Here is a 25869-nt window from a genome sequence, read left to right as displayed (position 1 = left end):
CATGCAGGCGACCTCGTACACGTACGACCCCGAGACCCGCAGCGGCAGCGTGTTGCTGGACGACGGCACCCCGGTGGACTTCGACGCCCCGGCCTTCGACGCGGGCGGTCTGCTGCTGCTGCGTGCGGGGCAGCGGGTGCGGATCGAGGGCGAGGGTGAGGGAGCGGACCTGCGGATCACCCTGGTGACGCTGCAGACGTTCTAGAAGCGGTTCGCCGGGTCCTGGGCCGAACGGGGCCCCGCAAAGCCCGCGGGCCGGGCTCCCCCGGAGGGGAGCCCGGCCCGGCGCGTTGTGACGAGCGAGCGGGTGCCCGGTCTCACTTCTTGCGTGCGGTGGCCTTCTTGGCCGTGGTCGTGCGCGCCGTGGTCTTCTTCGCGGGCGCCTTCTTCGCCGTGGTCTTCTTGGCGGGCGCGGTCTTGCTGGGCGAGGCCTTCTTGGCGGTCGTCGCGGCCTTCTTCGCCGGAGTCGCCTTCTTCGCGGCCGCGGAGGCCTTCTTGGCCGTCGGGGTGGTCTTCTTCGCGGTGACCTTCTTGGCTGCGGCGGTGGTCTTCTTCGCCGGAGTCGCCTTCTTGGCGGTGGTCTTCTTCGCGGTGGCCTTCTTGGCGGCCGACTTCTTGGCGGCGGCGGCCTTCACCGTCGTACGGGCGGCGGAGGAGCCGCCCGAGAGGCTGCCCTTGGGGGCCTTCTTGACGGCCACGTCGTTCTTGGGGAGCTTCTTCGAGCCGCTCACCAGGTCCTTGAAACCCTGGCCCGCGCGGAAGCGGGGCACCGAGGTCTTCTTGACCCGGACGCGCTCACCCGTCTGCGGGTTGCGGGCGTACCGGGCGGGGCGGTCGACCTTCTCGAACGAGCCGAAGCCGGTGACCGAGACACGGTCCCCGGCGACAACGGCACGGACGATCGCGTCGAGTACCGCGTCGACAGCGTCTGCGGCCTGCTGACGGCCGCCGACCTTGTCGGCAATCGCTTCTACGAGCTGCGCCTTGTTCACGTCTTCCCCTTCGGAGACATTGCCAGAACGAAAGTGTTCAAGCTTTTTCGCACGTTAGGCAGATATATACCGCAAATCAAACACGAAACGGGCTAATCACCCTAGTGCCGCAACGAAGTCGACCGATGCGCAGTTCCACGTGTCAGTCACCTTCGGGGAATCGGCCCTCATCGAGGTCCTTCATCATCCGGTCCAGACGCCTTGCCGCGTCCGGGAGATCGTGCTTCGCCGCGGCCGTGACGACCAGCAGCTTCCGGGTCAGCGCCATCCGTACGCTCTCCGGGACTTGCAGTGCACGCACCTTCGCGTGCGCTTCCTTCAATCGGTCGGCGACTTGGCCATAGAGCTTGAGTTGGCTGTCGCGTTCCATGCACCGATTGTGCCATCTGGGGCGAGTTGTCGCCCGACGGGGTCTCAACAAGCGACTGCGCCCCCTGCCGGGAGGCAGGGGGCGCAGTCCTGGAAAAGCGCTGCTCAGACGGCAATGGTACGCGGCTTGAAGGCGGGCCTGGCCGCCTCGTACGCGGCGATGTCCGCTTCGTTCTGAAGGGTGAGGCTGATGTCGTCGAGACCGTTGAGCAGTCGCCAGCGGGCGTTCTCGTCGAGCTCGAAGTCGGCGGTGACGCCCTCGGCGCGGACCTGGCGCGCCTCCAGGTCGACGGTCACCTCGACGGTCGGGTCGGCCTCCGTCAGCTCCCAGAGCGCGTCGACGACGTCCTGCTCCAGGACCACGGTGAGCAGCCCGTTCTTCAGCGAGTTGCCCCGGAAGATGTCGGCGAAGCGGGAGGAGACGACGGCCTTGAAGCCGTAGTTCTGCAGGGCCCAGACCGCGTGCTCGCGGGAGGAGCCCGTACCGAAGTCGGGACCGGCGACCAGGACCGAGGCGCCCTCGCGCTCGGGGCGGTTGAGGACGAAGTCCTCGTCCTTGCGCCAGGCTTCGAAGAGCCCGTCCTCGAACCCGTCGCGGGTGACCTTCTTCAACCAGTGCGCGGGGATGATCTGGTCGGTGTCGACGTTGCTGCGGCGCAGCGGAACGGCCCGGCCGGTGTGCGTGGTGAATGCTTCCATGGCTATCGGACTCCGGCGGGGGTACGGGCGTCGGACAGGTCGGCGGGCGAGGCCAGATGGCCCAGCACCGCGGTGGCGGCGGCGACCTGGGGCGAGACCAGGTGGGTGCGGCCGCCCTTGCCCTGCCGTCCCTCGAAGTTGCGGTTCGAGGTGGAGGCGGAGCGCTCGCCGGGGGCCAGCTGGTCGGGGTTCATGCCGAGGCACATCGAACAACCCGCGTGCCGCCATTCGGCGCCGGCCTCGGTGAACACCTTGTCCAGACCCTCGGAGACGGCCTGGAGCGCGACCCGGACCGAGCCGGGGACGACCAGCATCCGTACGCCGTTCGCGACTTTGCGGCCGTCCAGGATCGAGGCAGCGTTACGCAGGTCCTCGATGCGGCCATTGGTGCACGAACCTACGAAGACGGTGTCGACGTTGATGTCGCGCAGCGGCTGCCCGGCGGTCAACCCCATGTACTCCAGGGCCTTTTCGGCGGCGAAGCGCTCCGAGGCGTCCTCGTACGAAGCCGGGTCGGGGACGTTGGCCGACAGGGGCGCGCCCTGGCCGGGGTTGGTGCCCCAGGTGACGAACGGGGCCAGCTCGGTGGCGTCGATGACGACCTCGGCGTCGAACACCGCGTCGTCGTCGGAGCGCAGGGTCTTCCAGTACGCGACGGCGGCGTCCCAGTCCTCGCCCACGGGGGCGTGGTCGCGGCCCTCGAGGTAGTCGAAGGTGGTGGCGTCCGGGGCGATCATGCCCGCACGGGCGCCGGCCTCGATCGACATGTTGCAGATCGTCATCCGGGCCTCCATCGAGAGCTTCTCGATGGCGGAGCCGCGGTATTCGAGGATGTAACCCTGGCCGCCGCCGGTGCCGATCCGGGCGATGATCGCCAGGATCAGGTCCTTCGCGGTGACCTCGTCGGGCAGTTCGCCCTCGACCGTGATGGCCATGGTCTTCGGACGGGCCAGCGGCAGCGTCTGGGTGGCGAGGACGTGCTCCACCTGGCTGGTGCCGATGCCGAACGCCAGCGCGCCGAACGCGCCGTGCGTGGAGGTGTGGGAGTCACCGCAGACCACGGTGGTGCCGGGCTGGGTCAGACCCAGCTGCGGGCCCACCACGTGCACGACGCCCTGCTCGACGTCGCCCAGCGGGTGCAGCCGTACGCCGAAGTCCGCGCAGTTCTTGCGCAGGGTCTCCAACTGGGCGCGGGAGACGGGGTCCGCGATCGGCTTGTCGATGTCGAGGGTCGGAGTGTTGTGGTCCTCCGTGGCGATGGTGAGGTCGAGGCGCCGCACCGGACGTCCGGCCTGGCGCAGCCCGTCGAAGGCCTGCGGGCTGGTCACCTCGTGCAGCAGGTGCAGATCGATGAAGAGAAGGTCGGGCTCGCCCTCCGCGCGCCGGACAACATGGTCGTCCCAGACCTTCTCCGCGAGTGTCCTACCCATCGCTTTCCCTCCGGCCGGCGTCTTCGCCGGCCCAACTAGAGATTCGGTGCGCCTCCGTCCGGACCCCCGTGCGGGGCGGTGGCTACGAGCCGTTGTGCGGCCGCCCCCACAGGTTCGCAACTTCCGCCGGAAATTGAACTTGCGTTTCACAGAGTGAGACGGGAGTATCGTCGTATGGACAACTCTAGCGGCGTCGGCGTTCTCGACAAGGCAGCTCTGGTATTGAGCGCCCTGGAGTCCGGTCCGGCCACCCTCGCCGGGCTGGTCGCGGCGACCGGGCTCGCACGGCCCACGGCCCATCGACTGGCCGTGGCACTGGAACACCACCGGATGGTGGCGAGGGACATGCAGGGCCGGTTCATTCTCGGCCCCCGGCTGTCGGAACTGGCAGCCGCGGCGGGCGAGGACCGCCTGCTGGCCACGGCCGGACCGGTGCTCACCCATCTGCGCGACATCACCGGCGAGAGCGCGCAGCTCTACCGCCGGCAGGGCGACATGCGCATCTGCGTGGCGGCGGCGGAACGGCTGTCCGGACTCCGGGACACGGTGCCGGTCGGCTCGACCCTCACGATGAAGGCGGGTTCCTCCGCCCAGATCCTGATGGCCTGGGAGGAGCCGGAGCGCCTGCACCGGGGCCTCCAGGGCGCCCGGTTCACGGCGACGGCGCTCTCCGGCGTACGGCGGCGGGGCTGGGCCCAGTCGATCGGCGAGCGGGAGCCGGGCGTCGCCTCGGTCTCGGCGCCGGTACGCGGCCCGTCGAACCGGGTGGTCGCCGCGGTCTCGGTCTCCGGGCCGATCGAGCGGCTGACCCGCCACCCCGGCCGGATGCACGCCCAGGCGGTCATCGACTCGGCGGCACGGCTGAGCGAGGCCCTGCGCCGCACGGGCTGACGCCGCACACCGCTTCCTCCCGACCGAATCTCCCGAAGGCCGCCCCAGCGTCGTGGCGGCCCTTTTCCTTTTCCGGGGACACCCCCCGGGGAGCCCCGCAGGCGCAACTACAGCGCCGGGCGGGCGACTTGGCACGGAGCATCCCACTCCGAACAAGCGAGAAGGCCCTCCACCGAAATGAAGGGCCTTCTCGTACTGCTCTGTTGTACCCCCGACCGGATTCGAACCGGCGCTACTGCCGTGAGAGGGCAGCGTGCTAGGCCGCTACACAACGGGGGCGCGTTTACTGCTGACTTGCGCTGGGCTACCAGGACTCGAACCTAGAATGACGGTACCAGAAACCGTAGTGTTGCCAATTACACCATAGCCCATGGTGTGACAAGTACCCCCGACCGGATTCGAACCGGCGCTACTGCCGTGAGAGGGCAGCGTGCTAGGCCGCTACACAACGGGGGCCCTAGCGATCCTGCATCGAAAACGTGGGTGCGACCCAGGTGTTCTCGCGGGAAGGATCTGTACCCCCGACCGGATTCGAACCGGCGCTACTGCCGTGAGAGGGCAGCGTGCTAGGCCGCTACACAACGGGGGCGTGTCCTGCTGATCGTGCTCGTACTGCTTGGTCTTGCGCTGGGCTACCAGGACTCGAACCTAGAATGACGGTACCAGAAACCGTAGTGTTGCCAATTACACCATAGCCCACTGAAACGCAACCCCTGGTGGGGGCTTCATCTCTGTCTGCGCTTCCCGGCCGGACTTTTCGGCCCGCTCGGGCGGCGCAGAAAGAACATTACCCGAAGGTGTCCGGCGCTCCAAAACGGGTATTGCCCGCCAGCAGACCGGGCAGCTGGTCGAGCCCGGTGATCGTCACGAGATCCGGTCTCCCGCCCCTCCCCCGCCGGTCGAGCCAGATGCCCGTCAGCCCGGCGGCCACGGCCCCGGCGGCGTCGATGTCGGGCTCGTCGCCCACGTACGCCACCTCGTGCGGTTCCAGCGCGAGCGCCTCGCAGGCCGCGTGGAAGGCGCCGGCCTCCGGCTTGGAGATCCCCAGCTCCACGGCGCAGACCATCGACTCGAACCGGTCGCGGACGCCGAGCGTGGTGAGCTTGTGGTGCTGGTTGCGGGTGCTGGAGTTGGAGAGGATCGCGTGCCGGTAGCCGGGGGCCAGCCGGTCGAGAACCGGCAGCACGTCCGGGAAGAGCCGCCAGGCGGCCTCGTAGTGCGTCAGGTGGCCGGCGAACCAGTCGTCGGCCTCGGCGTCCTCCATGGCCCGCGAGAGGAACTCGCGAACCCGGTCCCGCCGCTGCCCGAGGAAGTCCGTCTCCCCCGCGGCGACGCGCGCCCAGTGCACGGCGGTGATCGCCTTCCAGGCGACGAGGGCCTCGTCGACCGACGCGTAGGCCTCGGGCAGCCCCACGCTCCCCAGGTGCCGCCGCATCCCGGTGTGGTCGGCGCCCGCGTAGTCGAAGATCGTGTCGTCGATGTCCCAGAGCACGGCGCGGATCGGCATGGATCTCACGGTAGCCGCACCCCAGGGGCTGTGGAGGCGGAAAAGCCGAGGAGGGCCGCAGCGGTCGGCCGCGGCCCTCCTCGGGATGTCCTGTCGCCTACGCGGTCAGCTTCGCCAGCGCGGCGTCCACACGTGCCAGGCTCTTGTCGCGACCCAGGATCTCCAGGGACTCGAAGAGCGGCAGGCCGACGGTGCGGCCGGTGACGGCGACGCGGACCGGGGCCTGAGCCTTGCCGAGCTTGAGGCCGTGGGCCTCGCCGGCGGTGAGGACGGCGTTCTTCAGGGACTCCGGGTCGCTCCAGTCGGCCGCTTCCAGGTTGGCGCGGGCCGTGGTGAGCAGGGCCACCGGGTCGCCCTTCATCGCCTTGGTCCAGGACGCCTCGTCCTCCACCGGCTCGTCGAGGAAGAGGAAGTCGACGTTGTCCGTGATGTCGGAGAGCACCGTGACCCGGGTCTGGGCGTACGGGGCGATCCGCGTCCACTTCTCCGCGTCGAACGCCTCCGGGGCCCAGGGGGCGAAGGGCGCCCGGAGCCAGGGGCCGCAGGCCTCGGTGAAGGCCTTCACGTCCAGCATGCGGATGTGCTCGGCGTTGACGTGCTCGCACTTCTTGAGGTCGAAGCGGGCCGGGTTGGCGTTGACGTCCTTGATGTCGAACGCCGCGATCAGCTCGTCCACCGAGAAGATGTCGCGGTCCTCGGCGATCGACCAGCCCAGCAGCGAGAGGTAGTTCAGCAGGCCCTCGGGGAGGAAGCCGCGCTCCCGGTAGAGGTTGAGCGAAGCCTGCGGGTCGCGCTTGGAGAGCTTCTTGTTGCCCTCGCCCATGACGTACGGCAGGTGGCCGAAGGCGGGGGTGTCCTTGGCGATGCCCAGCTCGTTGAGCGCCCGGTACAGGGCGATCTGGCGCGGGGTGGAGGAGAGCAGGTCCTCGCCGCGCAGGACGTGGGTGATCTCCATCAGCGCGTCGTCGACCGGGTTGACCAGCGTGTAGAGCGGGGCCCCGTTGGCGCGGACGATGCCGTAGTCCGGGACGTTCTCCGGCTGGACGGTGATGTCACCGCGGACCAGGTCGGTGAAGGTGATGGCCTCGTCGGGCATCCGGAAGCGGACGATCGAGGAACGGCCCTCGGCCTCGTACGCGGTCTTCTGCTCGGTGGTGAGGTCGCGGCAGTGGCCGTCGTAGCCCGACGGCTTGCCTGCCGCGCGGGCGGCGTCGCGGCGGGTGTCCAGCTCCTCGGTGGTGCAGTAGCAGGGGTAGGCGTACCCGGCGGCGAGCAGCTTCTCGGCGACGTCCTTGTACAGGTCCATCCGCTGCGACTGGCGGTAGGGGGCGTGCGGGCCGCCGATCTCGGGGCCCTCGTCCCAGTCCAGGCCCAGCCAGCGCATCGAGTCGAGCAGCTGCTGGTAGGACTCCTCGGAGTCGCGCGCCGCGTCGGTGTCCTCGATCCGGAAGACCAGGGTGCCCCGGTGGTGCCGGGCGAAGGCCCAGTTGAAGAGCGCCGTCCGGACCAGGCCCACGTGCGGGTTGCCGGTCGGGGAGGGACAGAAACGTACGCGGACGGGTGCCGCTGGTGCGTTAGCCACGCTTGATCACCTTGTTGGTGAGAGTGCCGATGCCTTCGATGGTGACGGCGACCTCGTCGCCGACGTGCAGGGGGCCGACCCCTGCGGGGGTGCCCGTGAGGATCACGTCGCCCGGGAGCAACGTCATGGCCTCCGTGATGTGGACGATCAGGTCCTCGATGGAGCGGACCATGTCGCTGGTGCGGCCGAGCTGTCGCTGCTCGCCGTTGACCGTCGCCTGGATGGTGAGGTCGTGGGGGTCCACCTCGGTCTCCACCCAGGGGCCCAGCGGGCAGGAGGTGTCGAAGCCCTTGGCGCGGGCCCACTGCTTCTCGCGCTGCTGCACATCGCGGGCGGTGACGTCGTTGGCGCAGGTGTAGCCGAGGATGACGTCCTTGACGCGCTCGCGGGGGACCTCGCGGCACATGCGGCCGATGACCACGGCCAGCTCGGCCTCGTGGTGCAGCTCGTTGGAGAAGGAGGGGTACTCGATCGCGTCGCCGGAGCCGATCACCGAGGTGGTGGGCTTGAAGAAGGTGATCGGCGCGTCGGGGACCTCGTGGCCGAGTTCGGCGGCGTGCTCCGCGTAGTTGCGGCCGATGGCCACGACCTTGTTGGGGAGCACGGGCGGCAGCAGCCGGACCTTGTTCAGCGGGACCTTGGTGCCCGAGAGCTCGAAGTCGGCGTACGGAATGCCCTTGATGATGTCGAGGACGAGGTCACCGGATTCCACGGTGCCCTGCCCCTCGACGGCGCCGAAGGCGACATTGCCGTCGATGGAGAACCTGGCGATGCGCACGGGATGCTGTCGCCCCTCACTTGCTGGCTGACTGAAGACTGACGCTCCAGGCTAACGCCGATGAGAGGGGACAGCCGCGCGCATTGCGGGGCCGCTACTGGGCGGCCGTGACCGGGGCTTCCATCAGGATGGTGCGGCGCGGGTTGGCCGTCACGGTCGGCAGGTCGGCGGCGTGCTCCGGCTGAGGGGGCGTCCGCAGCGCTTCGGCGTCCTTGAGGTGCGCCAGCGTGGTGCGCCGGGGGTTGGCAATGTTGCGGAACATCGTCGTCGTCTTCATCTGCCGTCAGGACCCTGTCGGTGAGGGCGTCGCTCGTCGCGGCGCCGGCTTGTCGGATTCGCCATCCCTGTAAAGCGTCAGGCTAAACATCCGATTCCCCGCCGGAGCCGGGATGAGGCGGCGATCATCATGTGAGTTTGCTCACGAACTAATCGACAATTGACCCATTGCGGACAGTTGACCTGGATCCACAAAACGGACAATGCACCACTGAATCCACCATTCCGCTCCTGATCATCGCGTCTGGGACACCCCCCTCCCTCAGGCGAGTTCTCCGCAATAGTCCGCTTTACCCACGATCACTCTCCACTGCTTGTCACCTCCCCATCACAAGGTGTCACGCAGGTCACAGCCCGGTACATGGCCCTTGTTGGAGATCCTGCACTGTGTTGGAATTCCACGCACCGCCGCGGGTTTCAGGCCGGCGCGCAGGGGCGCAACGCAGCGCCGAGTGGCGGCGGGAGGGGGAAGTACGCCGGTCACTCATACGACCACCCATGGGGCGCGTCCAGCGCCCCACGACGCCGACACCGTTCTTGTCCGCACACGCGGGCGGGACGCCTGGTCCAGAGGTTGCGACGCTAGTGCAGGGACGTTTCAAGAGGGATGGCAGCGCTCCGGCGGAACAGGAGCCGCGCGGCGGGACCGACCGCGGTTCCTCGCCCCAGCACGCCCAGAACCCCGGGCCGGCCGCTGCCGGCGACAACAGCGACCGCGCACAGCGCTCGGGCTCCACGACGAGCGGCGGCGCGGAGCCGAACACGCCCGCACAACCGCGCGGCCCGGTCGACACGGGTTCGCGCATAGCGCTCCGTAACTGGCGCATCAGCACGCGACTGGTCTCGCTCCTCGCCCTCCCCGTGGTCGCCGCGACCAGCCTGGGCGGTCTGAGGATCAACGAGTCCATGAACGACAGCCAGCAGCTGCAGCACATGCAGCTGCTGACCAAGATGACCAAGCAGGCGACCTCGCTCGCCCAGGCGCTGCAGGTGGAGCGCGACCAGTCGGCCGGTCCGCTGTCCAACAAGTCCAAGCCCACCGACTACAAGGTCACCGGGCCCCGGGACAAGACCGACCGGGCCAAGGACGCCTTCCTCGACGAGACCGACTCGATCGGTGACTCCGAGGGCGACGAGGCGCTCGACAGCATCCACGCGAGCATCTCGCAGATCGCCTCCCAGCTCGGCACCATCCGTACGATCCGCAAGACGGCGTACGAAGAGGGCGCGCCGAGCCTCAACACCATCGACCAGTACAACCAGCTGATCACCTCGCTGCTGAGCCTCTCGCAGGACATGGCGCAGGCGACCAGCAACCCGGACATGATCAAGCGGACCCGGGCCCTGGCGGCGTTCTCCTCCGCCAAGGAGTACGCCTCGGTCCAGCGCGCGGTCATCGCCGCGGCCCTGCCGGGCGGTTCGGTCAAGGAGCCGCACCTCAACCCGAACGACCGGCAGTTCGGCTCCAACGCCCTCGCCAAGGAGTCCCGGGCCCTCACCTCGTTCAAGACGATCTACGGGACGACCGGGGAGAGCGCCGAGGAGCTCATGGCGCCCCTGGACAACGGCAACCCGGAGATCAACGCCGGGAACATGTACGCCAAGCGGATCCTGGACACCACGAACGGGATCGAGGGCAAGCAGGTCCGGTCGTACCTGGACTGGTACGACCAGAGCACCATCAAGATCAAGGCCATGGAGACGATCGAGGCCACCCTCCTCAGCGACATGGAGGCCAAGGCCCGCGAGCTGCGCCAGGCCTCCCAGCGCGAGGCGATCATCAACGGTGCGGTCATCCTCATCGTGCTCGGCGTCTCACTCGTCGGCGCCTTCGTGGTCGCCCGCTCCATGATCCGTTCGCTGCGGCGTCTGCAGGACACCGCCACCCGGGTCGCCCAGGACCGGCTGCCCGAGCTCGTCAAGCAGCTCTCCGAGACCGACCCGCAGGACGTCGACACCTCCGTCGAGTCGGTCGGCGTGCACTCCCGGGACGAGATCGGCCAGGTGGCCGCGGCCTTCGACGACGTGCACCGCGAGGCCGTCCGCCTCGCCGCCGAGCAGGCCCTCCTCCGGGGCAACGTCAACGCGATGTTCACCAACCTCTCGCGCCGCTCGCAGGGCCTCATCCAGCGCCAGCTCTCGCTCATCTCCGAGCTGGAGTCCCGCGAGGCCGACCCGGACCAGCTGTCCTCGCTCTTCAAGCTCGACCACCTCGCGACCCGTATGCGCCGCAACGGCGAGAACCTCCTCGTCCTCGCCGGCGAGGAGCCGGGACGCCGGTGGACCCGGCCCGTCCCGCTGGTCGACGTGCTCCGCGCCGCCGCCTCCGAGGTGGAGCAGTACGAGCGCATCGAGCTGTCCGCGGTGCCCGCCACCGAGGTCGCGGGTCGGGTCGTCAACGACCTCGTGCACCTGCTCGCCGAGCTGCTGGAGAACGCGACGTCGTTCTCCTCGCCGCAGACGAAGGTCAAGGTCACCGGTCACGCGCTGCCCGACGGGCGGGTCCTCGTCGAGATCCACGACACCGGCATCGGCCTCTCCCCCGAGGACCTCGCCGCGATCAACGAGCGGCTCGCGCAGCCGCCCACCGTGGACGTCTCCGTCTCCCGCCGCATGGGTCTGTTCGTGGTCGGCCGGCTGTCGCTGCGTCACGGCATCCGGATCCAGCTGCGTCCCTCCGACTCCGGCGGTACGACCGCACTGGTCATGCTGCCCGTCGACGTCGCGCACGGCGGCAAGCAGCCCCCGTCCAAGCAGGGCCCCGGACAGCAGCCCGGCGCTCCGGGCGGTCTGCTCGCGGGCAACGGGAACGGCGCCGGCAGCGGTCAGCGCGCGGGCCTGGGCGGCGGACCGGCCGGTCCGGGCGCCAAGAGCCTCGGCGGCGGACCGGGCGCGCAGCGCGGCCAGGTCGGCGCGGGCGCGGGTCCCCGGGCGGCACTGCCGGCCCGGGACACCGGTGCCGGCCGTCCGCAGGGCCCCCAGGGCGGCGGCCAGCCGAACAACGGCGGACCGGGCCAGGACTTCCCCGGTCAGGGTCCGGCGCCCCAGCGCCAGGGCGGCGGCCTCTCCGGCGCCTTCGGCAACAGCGCCCGGCTCGGCGCCCGCGGCGGCCAGGGCGGCCCGCAGGGCGAGGCCCCGGGCCGGGGTGACGCGACCAACCTGTTCGGGCACGGCGCTCCGCCCTCCCCCGGGCAGAACGGGCGCCCGGGTCAGTTCGCACCGCCGAACCAGCAGAACCCGTCGGGCTGGCAGAGCCAGTCGAACCAGCAGAACCAGCAGGGCCCCGGAGCACAGCAGCCCCAGGGCCGTCAGGAGCAGAGCGGCTCCGCCCAGGGCGGCTTCCAGCAGCCCGGCGGCCCCGGCCGTCAACTGCCTCCGCCCGGTGGACCGCGTGCCGAGCTGCCCGGGGGCAACCCGCAGCCGCAGCGTCCGGCGACCACCAGCTGGGGCGCGGACACGCCGCGCGGACACGAGGAGCACGACGCGACCGGGCAGTTCGCCCGTCCGGCGGACCTCGGCCAGGACCGGTCGTTCGACGCCCCGCTGGACCAGCGGCCGTCGGACGACCGCCAAGGCCCCGGGGTCACCTCCGAGTTCGCCCGGCCCGACTTCTCGTCGCCAGGTGCTCCCCAGGACCGGTCGTACCCGCAGGGCGCTCCGCAGGGCCAGGACCCGGCGAGCACCGCGCAGTTCGCGCGGCCCGATTTCGGTGTCCCGCAGCAGCCGGACCAGAACCAGCTCGGCCAGGGGCAGTACGACCGGGGTCAGCAGCTGCCCGCGCCGCGTCAGCGCGGTTCGGAGGGCAATGACTTCGGCGCGCCGCTGCCGTCCGCCTCCCCGGCGGGCGAGGCTCCGCCGTACCGTCCGGCGCTGCCGCTCCAGCCCCAGCAGCCGGAGGCCCTGCCGCCGGCCGGTCCCGGGGACGGCCGTACGCCGCTGTACGACACCCTGGAGACGAACTGGTTCCACGGTCCCGGCCAGGGCGGCCAGCAGCCGTCCGCCGAACCGCAGGCGCCGACCGCTCCGGACTCCTCCGATGTGCCGGTCCCGCCCATGCCTCGGCGTGGTGCGGCCGACCCCGCGGTCACCAGCTCGTGGCGGGCCTCGCCCAACGACGAGCTCGTACGCCAGGCCGAACGGGTCAAGAAGCCCGCCGCCGGCGGGGTCACCACTTCCGGGCTGCCCCGCCGTGTTCCCCGCGCCAATTTGGTTCCGGGGACCGCACAGCAGCAGAATCACCAGTCCGGACCACAGGTTTCGCGCGCGCCCGATGACGTGCGCGGTCGTCTGACCAATCTCCGCCGGGGCATCCAGCAGGGTCGGCAGGCCAACAACGGCCCGCAGACCGGCAGTATCCATCTCGGCCCCACTCACCAGCAGGAGCGTTAGTTGAGCCCCATGAGTCAGGCCGCGCAGAATCTGAACTGGCTGATCACCAACTTCGTGGACAACACCCCAGGTGTCTCCCACACGGTGGTGGTCTCCGCGGATGGCCTGCTGCTGGCGATGTCCGAAGGTTTCCCGCGCGACCGCGCCGACCAGCTCGCGGCGGTCGCGTCCGGTCTCACCTCGCTGACCGCGGGGGCGTCCCGGATCTTCGAGGGCGGCGCCGTCAGTCAGACGGTTGTGGAGATGGAGAGGGGATTCCTCTTCCTCATGTCCATCTCCGACGGTTCGTCACTGGCCGTTCTGGCCCACCCGGACGCCGACATCGGTCTGGTCGGGTACGAAATGGCCCTCCTGGTCGACCGTGCGGGCACCGTCCTCACGCCCGACCTCCGCGCCGAACTCCAAGGAAGTCTGCTCCACTAGGCGGCCCTCCAGCGGATTCACGACACGATCCCCCCAGGTAATGCCCATAACCCTCACCCGTCAGGCCGCTTTAGTCCCCTCACCGGCCCCTTGCAGACGGCAAGCCGAGAACCTGCTGTCACGCCCGGAGGATTCATGACCCCGCCACCCGCCTCACCCGATCCGTACGGCGCACTGCACCACGCGTCGTACGACGGGGAAGGCGACCAGCCGCTGGTTCGTCCTTATGCCATGACCGGCGGCCGGACCCGGCCGCGCTACCAGCTCGCGATAGAGGCACTGGTCAGCACGACGGCAGACCCCGCGCATCTGGGGACGCTGCTCCCCGAGCACCAGCGGATCTGCCACCTCTGCCGTGAGGTCAAGTCGGTGGCGGAGGTGTCGGCACTGCTGTCGATGCCGCTCGGCGTCGCCCGGATCCTGGTGGCGGACCTGGCGGAAGCCGGCATGGTGGCCATCCACCAGCCGGGCAACGGAGAGGCCGGCGGCGCGCCGGATGTGACACTGCTCGAAAGGGTGCTCAGTGGACTTCGCAAGCTCTAGCGGCGGTACGGGCCGCTCCACTACCTCGGCGAAGATCGTGGTGGCAGGGGGCTTCGGCGTGGGTAAGACCACGTTTGTCGGTGCCGTTTCGGAGATCAACCCGCTGCGCACCGAAGCCGTGATGACGTCCGCCTCGGCGGGCATCGACGATCTGACCCACACCGGGGACAAGACCACCACGACGGTGGCCATGGACTTCGGCCGCATCACCCTGGACCAGGACCTGATCCTGTACCTCTTCGGCACACCCGGCCAGGACCGCTTCTGGTTCATGTGGGACGACCTGGTCCGCGGAGCCATCGGCGCCGTCGTCCTCGTCGACACCCGCCGCCTCGCCGACTGCTTCCCCGCCGTCGACTACTTCGAGAACAGCGGCCTCCCCTTCGTCATCGCCCTCAACGGCTTCGACGGACACCAGCCCTACACCCCCGACGAAGTACGCGAAGCACTCCAGATCGGGCCGGACGCACCCATCATCACGACGGACGCCCGGCACCGGGCCGACGCCAAGAGCGGCCTGATCACCCTGGTCGAGCACGCGCTGATGGCACGCCTGAAGTAGTTCTCCCACCAGGCGCAAGTCGATATCGGCATACGGAAGTTGCAGTAGTCACGCGGGGGCGGCCTGTGTCGTTTGACACGATCCGCCCCCGTGTTCATAACGTTTCGAGAGAGAATTGACTCCACGCCGCCACCCGACGCATCCATTCGGTGCCACTGCGCTCACATGAGCCCCGTCTTTTGGCGGGGCTCGTTCTTTATGCCCGTTTTATCTGAGGTCTGGGCCACTCGGAATCGCTGATTCCGACTGTTTGGAACGGGACCGGTCCCCGTGCTGCAATTCGACGAACTCCCCAGTAGGACCGCCCTGAACGAATAATCCGGCACAGCGTAGGTGCCGACGCCGAGAGGTTGTTGGTCGAGTGAGGCGAAGCAACGAGGGCTCCGCGGCGCAGCCCGAGCGGGGCAACTTCACCCCGCCGTCGCGCGCTGTGTCCTCCCCTGCGGACGGGCCCGGCACGGAGCCCACCGGTGATGGCAGCACCAGCCGGATGTCCCCCCGCAACTGGCGGGTGGCCACCCGGCTGAACGCGATCCTCCTGATCCCGGTGCTGGTCGGCCTCGTCATGGGCGGCTTTCAGGTGAAGGGCTCCATCGACACCTGGAGCGAGGCGCAGGACGCCGAGAAGATCGCGGTCGTCGTGCGCGCCGCGTCCGACTACGGACAGGCGCTCCTCAACGAGCGGGACCTCACCGCCGAGCCGCTGCTCTCGGGCGACCGCGACGCCGATGTGGTCGAGCAGACCCGGGCCACCACGGACGAGGCCGCGCGGAAGTTCGACGCCGCGGTGCAGGGGATGCCCGCGAAGCCGGGCCTGGAGCGCCGTCTGAAGCTCTTCAAGGCCGAGGAGCCCAAACTCCCCGAGCTTCGCAAGGCCGCCTACGCGGGTGCCCTCGACCCGGTGAAGACCGAAGAGGGTTACACCGAGGTCCAGCACTCGCTCATGCAGTTCGCCAACGAGCTGGGCCTCGGCACCGGCAACATCACCAGCTACGGCCGTACGGTCTACGCGATCGAGCTGTCCAAGGCTGCAGAATCGCTTCAGCGCTCGATCGGCACGCACCTTCTGGTGCGCCCGAGCAAGAAGCCGAGCACGTACGACGAACAGGTCAAGGCGTTCGGCTCGTACAACTACCTGGAACAGATCGCGCTGGGCGAGTTCAATTCCGGGGGCACCCAGGCGGACGTCGACCGGCTCAAGCAGGTCATGGCCGGCAAGGCCGCCGACGGCGCCAAGCAGCTCAAGGCGGCCAAGGAGCAGGCCGAGGCCGCGGGCGAGCCGTTCGTGGCCCCGCCGAGCATCGACGGCTCGGTCTTCGACGGCATGGCCCGGGAGATCGGCCGGGGGCAGGACCCCGAGGAGCTGGCGGCCAAGGGCATCACGCCCGCGACCTGGATGGCCGCGGCGACCGCGAAGTTCGAGGGGTACGCCACCGTCGAGGACGAGCTGGTCACCAAGGCGGTGGACGAGGCCGCGAGCATCTCCTCCGACGCCAAGACCGACGCCATCGTCAACGGCCTCATCGTCGTCATCGCGCTGCTGACCGCCTTCATCCTGGCCGGGCTCATGGCCCGCCAGATGAGCCGCTCCATGCGTCAGCTGCGTACCGCCGCCTTCTCCATCGCCGAGCAGCGGCTGCCCTCCCTCGTCGACCAGCTCTCCCGCACCGACCCGGGCCGGGTCGACACCCGGGTGCAGCCGATCCCGATCACCACGCAGGACGAGATCGGCGAGGTCGCCCGCGCCTTCGACCAGGTGCACCGCGAGGCCGTCCGGCTCGCCGCCGAGCAGGCCATGCTGCGGGGCAACGTCAACGCGATCTTCACGAACCTCTCGCGCCGCAACCAGTCGCTCATCGAGGGCCAGCTGACCCTCATCACCGACCTGGAGAACAACGAGGCCGATCCGGACCAGCTGGAGAGCCTCTTCAAGCTGGACCACCTGGCCACCCGTATGCGCCGAAACGGCGAGAACCTCCTCGTCCTCGCGGGCGAGGAGCCCGGCCGCCGCTGGAACCAGCCGGTTCCGCTGGTGGACGTCCTGCGGGCCGCCTCCTCCGAGGTGGAGTCCTACGAGCGCATCCAGCTCACGGGCGTACCGGAGAGCGAGATCCACGGCCAGGCCGTCACCGACCTGGTGCACCTCCTGGCCGAGCTGCTGGAGAACGCCACCACGTTCTCCTCGCCGCAGACGAAGGTCAAGGTCACCGCGACCCGGCTGCCCGACGGCCGCGTCATGGTCGAGATCCACGACAAGGGCATCGGCCTCACCGCCGAGGACTTCGCCGACATCAACCACAAGCTGGCCAACCCGCCGACCGTGGACGCCGCCGTGTCGCAGCGCATGGGCCTGTTCGTGGTCGGCCGGCTGGCCGACCGGCACGGGATCCGGGTCCAGCTGCGCCCCTCGGGCGAGCAGGCCGGGACCACCTCGCTGGTCATGCTGCCGGACGCCATCACCCACGGTGGCGGTGGCGAACCCGGCTCCGGCCAGGACGACTTCACCGTCTCCTCGATCATCCCCGAGCAGCAGCAGGCCTTCGAGCCGGCACCGCAGCAGGCCCCGATGCGCACGGCGGCGGAGCTCGGCTTCGACGACTCGCGCTACGAGGCCCCGGCGGACCCGGGTCAGCTGGACCCGGTCAACCGCTCGCTGATGCGCGAGGAGCGCAGGGCGGCCCTGGAGGCCCAGGCGGTCCCGGGCGGCCCGTTCGGTGACAACTCCCTGGAACAGCAGGGCTACGCGCGGGAGCCGTACGCGGGCGACCCGCACGGCGGTCAGCAGCCACAGGGTTACGCCGACGATCGCTACGGCCAGGACCAGTTCGGGCAGCAGCAGGCGCAGCAGCCGTACCAGGAGATGTACCAGCAGCAGTACGGTGCCGGGGACGGTTACGCGCACCAGCGGGATCAGCAGGCGCAGCAGCACCCCGGAGACGGTTATCCGGAATCGGCATATGCCGATCAGCCGGGTCAGCAGGGTCAGTACGCCGACCCGTACGCGGCTTCGCCGGACCAGTCCCACCAGGATGATTGGCCTGTTCAGAGTGGTTTCCAGAACACTTATGAGCCGATCGCTCCCGCCGAATCGGAATCTGTTCCGAGCACCCCCGCGGAGCCGTCGGAGCGCGTAGGCTTCGACCGTCCGGGGCCCACCCCGAACGTCGGCCACGAGCTGACCGAAGCCGGTCTGCCGCGCCGCGGCGCTCAGCAGCACTGGCAGCCCGGCCCCGGCGGCCGCGCCAACGACCAGCCCGATCCGACTCCGGGGCCCCCGCCGCAGCAGGAACGGCGGCAGGACCCGCAGACGGACGAGGACGGCACCGACGACTGGCGCTCGACGAACGACGAGCGCTGGGAGCGGGCCGAGAAGCTCCGTGAGCCGAAGGCCGGCGGAATCACCCCCTCCGGCCTCCCCCGGCGCGTGCCCAAGGCCAACTTGGTCGAGGGCACGGCGGAGCAGACCCAGCAGGGCGGCCCACAGGTCTCCCGCGCGCCCGAGGACGTCCGCGGCAGGTTGAGCAACCTGCGGCGGGGGATCCAGCGGGGACGCAGCGAGGGTTCGGACACCAGTACCACCTACAACCAGGAGCGTTAGTGTGAGCCCGATGAGCCAGGCGGCGCAGAATCTCAACTGGTTGATCACCAATTTCGTGGACAACACCCCCGGGGTGTCGCACACGGTGGTGGTCTCCGCCGACGGACTCCTGCTGGCGATGTCCGAGGGTTTCCCGCGCGACCGCGCCGACCAGCTGGCGGCCGTCGCCTCCGGTCTGACGTCGCTGACCGCGGGCGCCTCGCGGATCTTCGAGGGCGGCGCCGTGAATCAGACCGTTGTGGAGATGGAGCGTGGATTCCTCTTCATCATGTCCATTTCCGACGGATCCTCACTCGCCGTTCTGGCCCACCCGGACGCCGATATCGGCCTGGTTGGGTACGAAATGGCCCTTCTCGTGGACCGCGCGGGCAGTGTCCTGACTCCGGACCTCCGCGCCGAACTCCAGGGAAGTCTTCTTAACTAGCAGACAGACAGTGCGTTTCTCGCCACCGCGCCTTAAAGTGCGGTGGCGCAGCCCACTGGGATCGGTGACCGGCAGTCGGAGGAGGAAACGTGGCAGCACCCACAGGCGGGCACCCCTACAACGGTGACCAGAGGGTTCCGGGTGAGCACGGTGACAACCGTTTCGGCTTCCCTGCCGCACCTGGTGCACAGGGCCCAGGCCAGTACCAGCCATACCAGGAGCCGCACCACCAGCAGCAGGACGCTCACGGCGCGCAGGGGTCCGAGTGGCCCCCGCAGCAGCCGGGGGCGGGGTGGCCGCAGCAACCGCAGCAGCCCCAGCGGTACGGCGCACCCCAGCAGCCGCGCAGTCAGCCGGTGCAGCAGCGGCGGGCTCCCGAGCCCGCCCAGCCCGCCGCGCACAACCCGCTGGTCCGTCCGTACGCCATGACCGGCGGCCGGACCCGACCGCGTTACCAGCTCGCCATCGAGGCGCTGGTCAGCACCACGGCCGATCTGTCCCGGCTGCAAGGGCAGTTGCCCGAGCACCAGCGGATCTGTCGGCTCTGCATCGAGATCAAGTCGGTGGCCGAGATCTCGGCCCTGTGCTCGATCCCCCTCGGCGTTGCCCGGATCCTCGTCGCCGACCTGGCCGAGGCCGGACTCGTCGCTATCCATCAGCCCGGCGGCGACGAGGCCGCCGGCGGCCAGCCAGATGTGACACTGCTCGAAAGGGTGCTCAGTGGACTTCGCAAGCTCTAGCGGCGGAGCGGCCCGCTCCACTACCTCGGCGAAGATCGTGGTGGCAGGGGGCTTCGGCGTGGGTAAGACCACGTTTGTCGGTGCCGTTTCGGAGATCAACCCGCTGCGCACCGAAGCCGTGATGACGTCCGCCTCGGCGGGCATCGACGATCTGACCCACACCGGGGACAAGACCACCACGACGGTGGCCATGGACTTCGGCCGCATCACCCTGGACCAGGACCTGATCCTGTACCTCTTCGGCACACCCGGCCAGGACCGCTTCTGGTTCATGTGGGACGACCTGGTCCGCGGAGCGATCGGCGCCGTCGTCCTCGTCGACACCCGCCGCCTCGCCGACTGCTTCCCCGCCGTCGACTACTTCGAGAACAGCGGCCTCCCCTTCGTCATCGCCCTCAACGGCTTCGACGGACACCAGCCCTACACCCCCGACGAAGTACGCGAAGCACTCCAGATCGGGCCGGACACCCCGATCCTGACGACGGACGCCCGCCACCGCGCGGACGCCAAGAGCGCGCTCATCACGCTGGTCGAGCACGCCCTGATGGCGCGGCTGCGCTAGGTCTGCCGTACGTGGAAGGGCCCCGCACTCCGAGGAGTGCGGGGCCCTTCTTCGTACGGTCCTCGAGGGGTCAGCCCTGCCAGCTGTGCGGGGCGCGGAAGCCGGGCGTGCGCTCCAGACGCCGCCAGCCGGCGGTGTCACGGCCGCGGTGGGCGGGGGCGGCGGGCTGGGCGGCGGCGCGGGCCATCAGGACGGCGGTGATGGCCGCCAGCTCCTCGGGGTCGGCGTGCCCCTTCTCGACGCGCAGGACGGACTCGGCGGACGTCAGGCTCATGGTGGGGTGTCTCCGTCTTCTCGGCAGGATGTCGTGGACCGTGCGGCGGACCGCGCCGCTGCGGAGGAGGACTACTGCGGGGGGTTGCCGTGCTTGCGGGACGGCAGGTCGGCGTGCTTGTTGCGGAGCATGGCGAGCGAGGCGACGAGCACCTCGCGGGTCTCGGCGGGATCGATGACGTCGTCGACGAGACCGCGCTCGGCCGCGTAGTAGGGGTGCATCAGCTCGGCCTTGTACTCCTTGACCATGCGGGTGCGCATGGCTTCGGGGTCCTCGGCTTCGGCGATCTGCCGGCGGAAGATGACGTTGGCCGCGCCCTCGGCGCCCATCACCGCGATCTCGTTCGTGGGCCAGGCGTAGGTGAGGTCGGCCCCGATGGACTGGGAGTCCATGACGATGTACGCGCCTCCGTAGGCCTTCCGCAGGATCAGCGAGATCCGCGGCACGGTGGCGTTGCAGTAGGCGTAGAGCAGCTTCGCTCCGTGGCGGATGATCCCACCGTGCTCCTGGTCCACGCCCGGCAGGAAGCCGGGGACGTCCAGAAGAGTGATGATCGGAATGTTGAAGGCATCGCACATCTGGACGAACCGTGCCGCCTTCTCGGAGGCCTCGATGTCCAGCACACCGGCCAGCGCCTGCGGCTGGTTGGCGACGATGCCGACGACCTGGCCGTCCAGGCGGGCCATCGCGCAGATGATGTTGCGGGCCCAGCGCTCGTGGATCTCCAGGTAGTCGCCGTCGTCGACGAGCTCCTCGATCACCTTGTGCATGTCGTACGGGCGGTTGCCGTCGGCCGGGACGAGGTCCAGCAGGACGTCGCCGCGCCGGTCGGCGGGGTCGTCGCTCTCGACGGTCGGCGGGTTCTCGCGGTTGTTGGAGGGCAGCATCCCGATGAGGTAGCGGACCTCGGCGATGCAGGTCTCCTCGTCGTCGTACGCGAAGTGCGCGACGCCCGAGGTCTCGGCGTGCACGTCCGCGCCGCCGAGTCCGTTCTGGGTGATCTCCTCGCCGGTCACCGCCTTCACGACGTCCGGTCCGGTGATGAACATCTGTGAGGTCTCACGGACCATGAACACGAAGTCGGTCAGCGCCGGACTGTAGGCCGCGCCGCCGGCACACGGGCCGAGCATCACGCTGATCTGCGGGATCACCCCGGACGCCCGGGTGTTGCGCTGGAAGATGCCGCCGTAGCCCGCGAGCGCCGAGACGCCCTCCTGGATACGGGCTCCGGCGCCGTCGTTCAGCGACACCAGCGGAGCACCGGCCGAGATGGCCATGTCCATGATCTTGTGGATCTTCGTGGCGTGCGCCTCGCCCAGCGCCCCGCCGAAGATCCGGAAGTCGTGCGCGTAGACGAAGACCGTGCGACCCTCGACCGTGCCCCAGCCGGTGATGACACCGTCGGTGTACGGCTTCTTCGCCTCCAGGCCGAAACCGGTCGCCCGGTGCCGGCGCAGCTGCTCGACCTCCTTGAACGAACCCGGGTCGACCAGCAGCTCGATCCGCTCCCGAGCGGTCAGCTTCCCCTTGGCGTGCTGCGCCTCGGTCGCCCGCTCGCTCGGTCCGCGCCGCGCCTGCTCGCGCAGGGCCAGCAGTTCGGCCACCCGGCCTCGGGCGTCGTTCGGCTCGCCCTGGGTTTCGTCCACAACGGTCATGTACTGACCCTACGAACACCGACCCAGAAAACATGCCGTCGACTCCGTACAGTCTCCTGCCCGGTTTCGTGGTGGGAGTGAACAGAACCGCCTCACCGTGCACGCGATCCCCCAGCGAAACGCCACTTTCGGTTGTGAAGACTCCACAAACGGAGGGTGTGCCGTGGGTTACATGTTCTGAGGGGGCCCGCGAAGGCCCCCTCAGTATGACGCGGCACATGTCCTCTGCCGTCCACGGTGCCCGGGTGCCGGGCGAGCGGCGGTCAGCCTCCGCAGTGGAAGCGGGCATCGCCCCAATCCGCGTGGTCGTTGCCGTTGCCGTCGCCGCCGTCCTGGACGACCAGCTCGACGTACTTCGCGCCGGTGACGTCGGCGGTGAGCTTCCAAGCGGGATCAGCCGCCCCCAGTACCGGTGACGCCACCTTCTCCGTGGAGTCGGCGGTGACCGAGAACCGCACACTGCCCCGGGTGGTCTGGACGTCGTCCACGCCCACCTCGGCGGTGAAGGAGGTGCACTTCCCGCCCAGGTAGTAGCGGATCCTCGACGGGGCGTGGGTGCCCAGACCCTTGGCGTAGGCGACGCCGCCGATCTTCAGGGGGCCACCGTCACCAGCCCCGGACTCCCCGTTGGAGCGGTCGCGTTCGACCGGACCCCAGCCGTTCTGCGCGGCCGTCCAGTCGAGGTCGCCGGCCCAGCTGTCCGCGATGGGCGGCGGCGGAAGCGTACGGACGGAGGTTCCCGCGCCGAGCGCCCTGGCCGCTCCCCCGACGGTGTACGTGGCCTTCGCGTCCAGCGCGTACGTGTCGTAGGGGGCGTCGACCGGCGGGGTGACCCGCCAGCTGCCGGTGGCCTTCGCGCCCGGGGCGACCGAGTCGAAGGCGACCGTGCCCACGGGTTCGGCCGTCCAGCCCTCGGGCACGGTCAGTGCGAGCTTCACGCCGGTGGCGGCGCCGGCCTCGTCGTTGCCGAAGGTCGCCTTCACCGTGTTCGGGGCTCCCGGCTCCAGGGTCTCGGCGGCGGCCGCCACGTCGAGCGTGCCGCAGACGGCCTCCTGTCCGGCGGGGGCCGGTCCGAGGTCGGTCACGGTGAAGCCGTCGAGCACGAAGTCCGCGCCCTCGGGTGCTCCGGGCAGCTTGCGCAGCCCGGTCCAGGTGTCGCCGCAGCCCGCGGTGAGCGTCCGGCTGAACTTCCCGGTGGTGTGCTGTCGGCCGATCGGCGTGGCGCGGGTCTCGGTCGAGGAGGCCTCGCCGTCGGCGGCCCGGTCGTAGCCCTCCACCCAGCTGTAGGCCCCGGCGTGGCTGGACTGGTAGTCGAACGCGACCTCGTACCGGTGTCCGTCCTTCATCGGGACGGTCCAGGGGGCGGTGCGGTAGACGAGCCCGGTGTTCTCCTCGTGGGCCTTGAGGGACTCCTTCCCGCCGAGTACGTCGTCGATGAGCTTCCCGTTCCAGCCGGACTGGGTGTACGGGGCGTGGAGCTGCGAGATGCTGGTGCGGGGGTCGGTGGAACCGCCCGCGTCGCCCTTGAGGAAGGGGCCCCAGCCCTGGTCGACGGCCTCGAAGTCCTCGTACGCCACCGTGCCGGTGCGGGTCGCGGGGGCGTTCCCGACGATCCGCACGTCATCGGCGCGGACCCGCGCCGTGGATCCGGCCGCCGCCTCGATGCGCAGGGTGGTGCGACCGTTCGCGGGGGCGGTGAAGTTGACCTTGGCGCGCTGGAAGTAGGTGCCGTGCCAGTCGGAGGCGGCGACGAAGTCCTCGGCCGTGGAGCGTTCGACGGTCACCGCCTTCCCCCCCGCGCTCAACACCGTGCGCCGGCTCGCGCCGGGCTCGACCTCGATCAGGGCCGAGGCGGTGTAGCGCCTGCCGGGCTTGAGTCCGGTGACGGTCTGGGAGAGCGCGGCCGGGCCCGAGCCGGAGAGCTCGGCGCTGTTGCGGCCCTGCTCATCGGTGTCGCGGACGACGGTGCCGGTCTTCGTCCAGCCCTTCAGCTCACGGCTGTTGAAGCCGGGGTCCTTCAGCCCGGTCCCCTTCCCCCAGTCGGCCGACGCCTCCTTCGGCGCCCGGTCGGGGTAGAGGACGTAGGCCTGTCCGGCGGTGGCGGTGAGGGTGATCCTCCCGTTCGCCGGGCGGACGGTGGCGACCTTCTTCCGGCCGTTGTCGGACAGCCCGTACACGGTGTACGGGCCCTTGCCGGGAACCTCCCAGCTGCTGGTGGCACCGGTCTCGCTGTAGTGGTAGAGCTTCTTGCCGCCGTCCCACGGCAGCAGGTAGTCGGTGCCGCTGAGCACCTTGCGGCCCTGGTCGTAGAAGGTCCGCTTCCCGTCCTCGACCGTGCCGCGCACCCCGCCGGTGAAGGTGATGTCGTTGCCGTCCCAGCGGGTGATCCGCTGCTGCTGGAGGTACTTCGCGGGCAGGTTCTTCTGCCAGATGTTGGCGGTGAAGGCGTTCCAGTCGGTCTCACCGGTCCAGCCCTCGAAGTCCTCCAGGGCGGTCTGGCCGAGGACCGGGTGGTTGTTCCAGACGTCCTTCTCGCCGTTACGGATGAACCGGATGATCTGCGAGTTCAGGCCCTTGTTGGTGGCCCCGCCGTAGTTGAGGTCGTTGGCCCAGTGGGACCAGAGCGAGGCGCGCTCGAACTTGTCGGCCCACTCGGTGCCGACGGTCCAGCCCTGCTTCTGTACGGCCTGGATCGTCTTGTCGGCGATCCAGCCGTGGCTGTAGTAGACGTCGATGTAGAGGAAGTCGAGGTTCTCGTCGGTCTCGTCGCGCAGTTGCTGGAAGCGCTTTTCCAGGTCTCCGCTGTTGATGTCGCGGCGCTGGTCGATGTAGTAGCTCTGGTTGAGCCAGTTCCAACCGGGCTTCGTCCTGTCGACGAGCTGCTCGGAGAAGGCGTTGGCCTCCGGGTAGGACTCGGTGGCGTTCACGTGGACGCCGAAGTCGGCGCCCCACTTCTTCCCCTGCTTCAGCAGGGTGTTGAGGTCCTTCAGCCCGCCGGCCCGCTTGTTGTAGTTGCCGCCGTAGTCCGGGTGGGCGGAGTCGTGGCCCTCGGAGCCGTACCCCTTGAGGACGGCGAGCTGGCCGAGGCCGTCGGTGGTCTTCGAGATCCGCTTGACGTCGTCCAGGGTGCGCAGGAACGGGTGGGTGGCCTGGCTGGCGAAGTTGAACGGGATGTGGGTGACGACCCGCTTCGCGGTGTCCTCGCTGCCGGGCGCGGTGACGCCGATGGAGCGGAAGGCGACGGCGCCGTCCTGCCAGTCGACGGCCTTGTCCCCGTTGGCGTCGGGGGTGACGACGACCTTGGCCCACGGCAGGTTCTCGCCGCTCTCGGGCTTCGGCGCGCCCTCGCCCCGGTAGGTCCACTGGCCGGACCAGACGCCGACCCGGACGCCGCCGCCCTCCTCGGTGCGCGCCTGGTGCCAGAAGCGGGCGTCGTCGCCCCCGGTGGCCCCTGCGGGCTTGTCGTACGAGGAGTTGGACTCGATCGCCGCGGCGAGCGAGCCGTTGTTGAGGATCGCGTAACTGGCCCCGACGGGCGCGGAGTCGGGCTTGGTCTCCCCGGTGATCCTCGCGAAGACGTCGGCGGTGCGGGTGGAGTCCGGGTCGAGCTTCGTGAACGCGGTGGCGGCCCCGGCCTCGGCGGAGCCGACCGAGATCAGGTCGTGCCCGGGGATGTCGATGGTCCCGACCCGGAACGCCGCGGTGTCGCGGACGGCGGTCACCCTGAACGTGGTGGCCCGCCCGGAGACGGTGAGCGAGGCGTCGATCTCGACGCCCGGCAGGGAGTCGAAGGCGAGCGTGTAGCGGGCGGCGGAGCGGGTGATCTTCGGCTTGCCCTGGAGCTTCACCGGACGGGCGGTCCCGTTGAGGGTGACGGCGGTGACCGGCCGGACGCTGCCGAGCAGCTGCTCGCCGCTCGCCCGGTCGGTGTACGACAGGACGCGCGGGAAGTCGTCGGCGACGGCGACGGCGAGCCGGTCGGATCCGATGACGGAGGAGCCGGCGGACTCCCCCGTCCCGGCCGGGGCGGGGGACGGATCGGCGGCTGCGGCGGGGAGGGCGGTCCCCACGAGCGCCAGGACGGCTGCTGAGGCCGCGGCGACCAGGCCGGGGCGAGGGAATCTTGGCGACATGGCCCCTGAGTAGTCGCCGTGTCCGGACACCGTCAACGAACT

21 protein-coding genes and 5 tRNA genes are annotated in these 25869 nt (G+C 69.8%); 10 read left to right on the top strand and 16 right to left on the bottom strand.

Annotation, left to right across the window (positions count from 1 at the left end):
- Position 1 precedes the first annotated feature (1 nt).
- A complete protein-coding gene (locus tag ACH4RG_RS10180; RefSeq protein ID WP_397924013.1) occupies positions 2-205 on the top strand; it encodes a hypothetical protein in 204 nt (67 codons plus the stop codon).
- A gap of 112 nt (positions 206-317) precedes the next feature.
- On the opposite strand, the gene ACH4RG_RS10175 is transcribed toward ACH4RG_RS10180, so the two are convergent.
- The 4 genes from ACH4RG_RS10175 to leuC form a co-directional block, all read right to left on the bottom strand.
- Entirely contained in the window at positions 318-992 is a 675-nt protein-coding gene (locus tag ACH4RG_RS10175) for an HU family DNA-binding protein (protein ID WP_397924014.1), read from the bottom strand.
- A gap of 142 nt (positions 993-1134) precedes the next feature.
- A complete protein-coding gene (locus tag ACH4RG_RS10170; RefSeq protein WP_026291031.1) occupies positions 1135-1362 on the bottom strand; it encodes a hypothetical protein in 228 nt (75 codons plus the stop codon).
- A gap of 104 nt (positions 1363-1466) precedes the next feature.
- Positions 1467-2060: a 3-isopropylmalate dehydratase small subunit gene (gene leuD / locus ACH4RG_RS10165; RefSeq protein WP_397924016.1), complete on the bottom strand. Its 594-nt coding sequence runs from the start codon at positions 2058-2060 to the stop codon at positions 1467-1469.
- Between the two features lie 2 nt (positions 2061-2062).
- Positions 2063-3490: a 3-isopropylmalate dehydratase large subunit gene (leuC, locus tag ACH4RG_RS10160; protein ID WP_397924018.1), complete on the bottom strand. Its 1428-nt coding sequence runs from the start codon at positions 3488-3490 to the stop codon at positions 2063-2065.
- A 174-nt stretch (positions 3491-3664) separates the two neighbouring features.
- Here leuC and ndgR point away from each other — a divergent pair, with 174 nt between their 5' ends.
- The gene (ndgR, locus tag ACH4RG_RS10155) at positions 3665-4381 is read left to right on the top strand and encodes an IclR family transcriptional regulator NdgR (RefSeq protein ID WP_003966003.1); all 717 of its coding nucleotides are present in this window, start codon (positions 3665-3667) and stop codon (positions 4379-4381) included.
- A gap of 206 nt (positions 4382-4587) precedes the next feature.
- On the opposite strand, the gene ACH4RG_RS10150 is transcribed toward ndgR, so the two are convergent.
- From ACH4RG_RS10150 to ACH4RG_RS10110, 9 genes are all read right to left on the bottom strand, one after another.
- Positions 4588-4660: transfer RNA gene (locus tag ACH4RG_RS10150), tRNA-Glu, on the bottom strand.
- 20 nt (positions 4661-4680) lie between these two features.
- Positions 4681-4752: transfer RNA gene (locus ACH4RG_RS10145), tRNA-Gln, on the bottom strand.
- Positions 4753-4764: 12 nt separating this feature from the next.
- A tRNA-Glu gene (locus ACH4RG_RS10140) sits at positions 4765-4837 on the bottom strand.
- Between the two features lie 60 nt (positions 4838-4897).
- Positions 4898-4970, bottom strand: a tRNA-Glu gene (locus tag ACH4RG_RS10135).
- A 38-nt stretch (positions 4971-5008) separates the two neighbouring features.
- Positions 5009-5080: transfer RNA gene (locus ACH4RG_RS10130), tRNA-Gln, on the bottom strand.
- Positions 5081-5168: 88 nt separating this feature from the next.
- Positions 5169-5888, bottom strand: a complete 720-nt coding sequence (locus tag ACH4RG_RS10125; protein ID WP_397924020.1) for an HAD family hydrolase — start codon at positions 5886-5888, stop codon at positions 5169-5171.
- Between the two features lie 97 nt (positions 5889-5985).
- Positions 5986-7470 carry a glutamate--tRNA ligase gene (gene gltX / locus ACH4RG_RS10120; RefSeq protein ID WP_398539348.1) on the bottom strand — a complete coding sequence of 495 codons (1485 nt, stop codon included), beginning with the start codon at positions 7468-7470 and terminating at the stop codon, positions 5986-5988.
- Entirely contained in the window at positions 7463-8248 is a 786-nt protein-coding gene (locus ACH4RG_RS10115) for a fumarylacetoacetate hydrolase family protein (protein ID WP_215104283.1), read from the bottom strand. The genes gltX and ACH4RG_RS10115 overlap by 8 nt, the downstream gene beginning before the upstream one ends.
- A gap of 94 nt (positions 8249-8342) precedes the next feature.
- Positions 8343-8525 carry a hypothetical protein gene (locus ACH4RG_RS10110; protein WP_361326304.1) on the bottom strand — a complete coding sequence of 61 codons (183 nt, stop codon included), beginning with the start codon at positions 8523-8525 and terminating at the stop codon, positions 8343-8345.
- 584 nt (positions 8526-9109) lie between these two features.
- Here ACH4RG_RS10110 and ACH4RG_RS10105 point away from each other — a divergent pair.
- The 8 genes from ACH4RG_RS10105 (at position 9110) to ACH4RG_RS10070 (ending at position 19765) form a co-directional block, all read left to right on the top strand.
- On the top strand, positions 9110-12913 hold the full coding sequence (locus tag ACH4RG_RS10105) for a nitrate- and nitrite sensing domain-containing protein (RefSeq protein ID WP_398539347.1): 3804 nt from the start codon (positions 9110-9112) through the stop codon (positions 12911-12913).
- Positions 12914-12922: 9 nt separating this feature from the next.
- Positions 12923-13336 carry a roadblock/LC7 domain-containing protein gene (locus ACH4RG_RS10100; protein WP_006127850.1) on the top strand — a complete coding sequence of 138 codons (414 nt, stop codon included), beginning with the start codon at positions 12923-12925 and terminating at the stop codon, positions 13334-13336.
- 135 nt (positions 13337-13471) lie between these two features.
- Positions 13472-13879, top strand: a complete 408-nt coding sequence (locus ACH4RG_RS10095) for a DUF742 domain-containing protein (RefSeq protein ID WP_003966010.1) — start codon at positions 13472-13474, stop codon at positions 13877-13879.
- A complete protein-coding gene (locus tag ACH4RG_RS10090) occupies positions 13860-14441 on the top strand; it encodes a GTP-binding protein (protein ID WP_397924026.1) in 582 nt (193 codons plus the stop codon). The genes ACH4RG_RS10095 and ACH4RG_RS10090 overlap by 20 nt, the downstream gene beginning before the upstream one ends.
- Positions 14442-14802: 361 nt before the next feature.
- A complete protein-coding gene (locus tag ACH4RG_RS10085; RefSeq protein WP_397924028.1) occupies positions 14803-18039 on the top strand; it encodes a nitrate- and nitrite sensing domain-containing protein in 3237 nt (1078 codons plus the stop codon).
- Positions 18040-18049: 10 nt separating this feature from the next.
- The gene (locus tag ACH4RG_RS10080) at positions 18050-18463 is read left to right on the top strand and encodes a roadblock/LC7 domain-containing protein (RefSeq protein WP_006127847.1); all 414 of its coding nucleotides are present in this window, start codon (positions 18050-18052) and stop codon (positions 18461-18463) included.
- Positions 18464-18552: 89 nt separating this feature from the next.
- Positions 18553-19203, top strand: coding sequence for a DUF742 domain-containing protein (locus ACH4RG_RS10075; protein ID WP_397924030.1), 651 nt, complete (start codon positions 18553-18555; stop codon positions 19201-19203).
- On the top strand, positions 19184-19765 hold the full coding sequence (locus tag ACH4RG_RS10070; protein ID WP_014048542.1) for an ATP/GTP-binding protein: 582 nt from the start codon (positions 19184-19186) through the stop codon (positions 19763-19765). Before ACH4RG_RS10075 ends, ACH4RG_RS10070 begins: the two co-directional genes overlap by 20 nt.
- A gap of 70 nt (positions 19766-19835) precedes the next feature.
- Here the strand turns inward: ACH4RG_RS10070 and ACH4RG_RS10065 are convergent, their stop codons facing one another.
- From ACH4RG_RS10065 to ACH4RG_RS10055, 3 genes are all read right to left on the bottom strand, one after another.
- On the bottom strand, positions 19836-20039 hold the full coding sequence (locus ACH4RG_RS10065; RefSeq protein WP_030076048.1) for an acyl-CoA carboxylase subunit epsilon: 204 nt from the start codon (positions 20037-20039) through the stop codon (positions 19836-19838).
- 71 nt (positions 20040-20110) lie between these two features.
- Complete coding sequence (locus tag ACH4RG_RS10060) at positions 20111-21694, bottom strand: acyl-CoA carboxylase subunit beta (protein ID WP_397928766.1); 1584 nt, start codon at positions 21692-21694, stop codon at positions 20111-20113.
- 263 nt (positions 21695-21957) lie between these two features.
- Positions 21958-25827 carry an endo-alpha-N-acetylgalactosaminidase family protein gene (locus ACH4RG_RS10055; RefSeq protein WP_398539346.1) on the bottom strand — a complete coding sequence of 1290 codons (3870 nt, stop codon included), beginning with the start codon at positions 25825-25827 and terminating at the stop codon, positions 21958-21960.
- Between the last annotated feature and the right edge of the window lie 42 nt (positions 25828-25869).

This window comes from Streptomyces sp. NPDC021019, from assembly GCF_044333295.1.
Taxonomy (GTDB): Bacteria; Actinomycetota; Actinomycetes; order Streptomycetales; family Streptomycetaceae; genus Streptomyces.
Note: the sequence above shows the minus strand (reverse complement) of the source record. Positions and strands in the feature narration are given on the sequence as shown.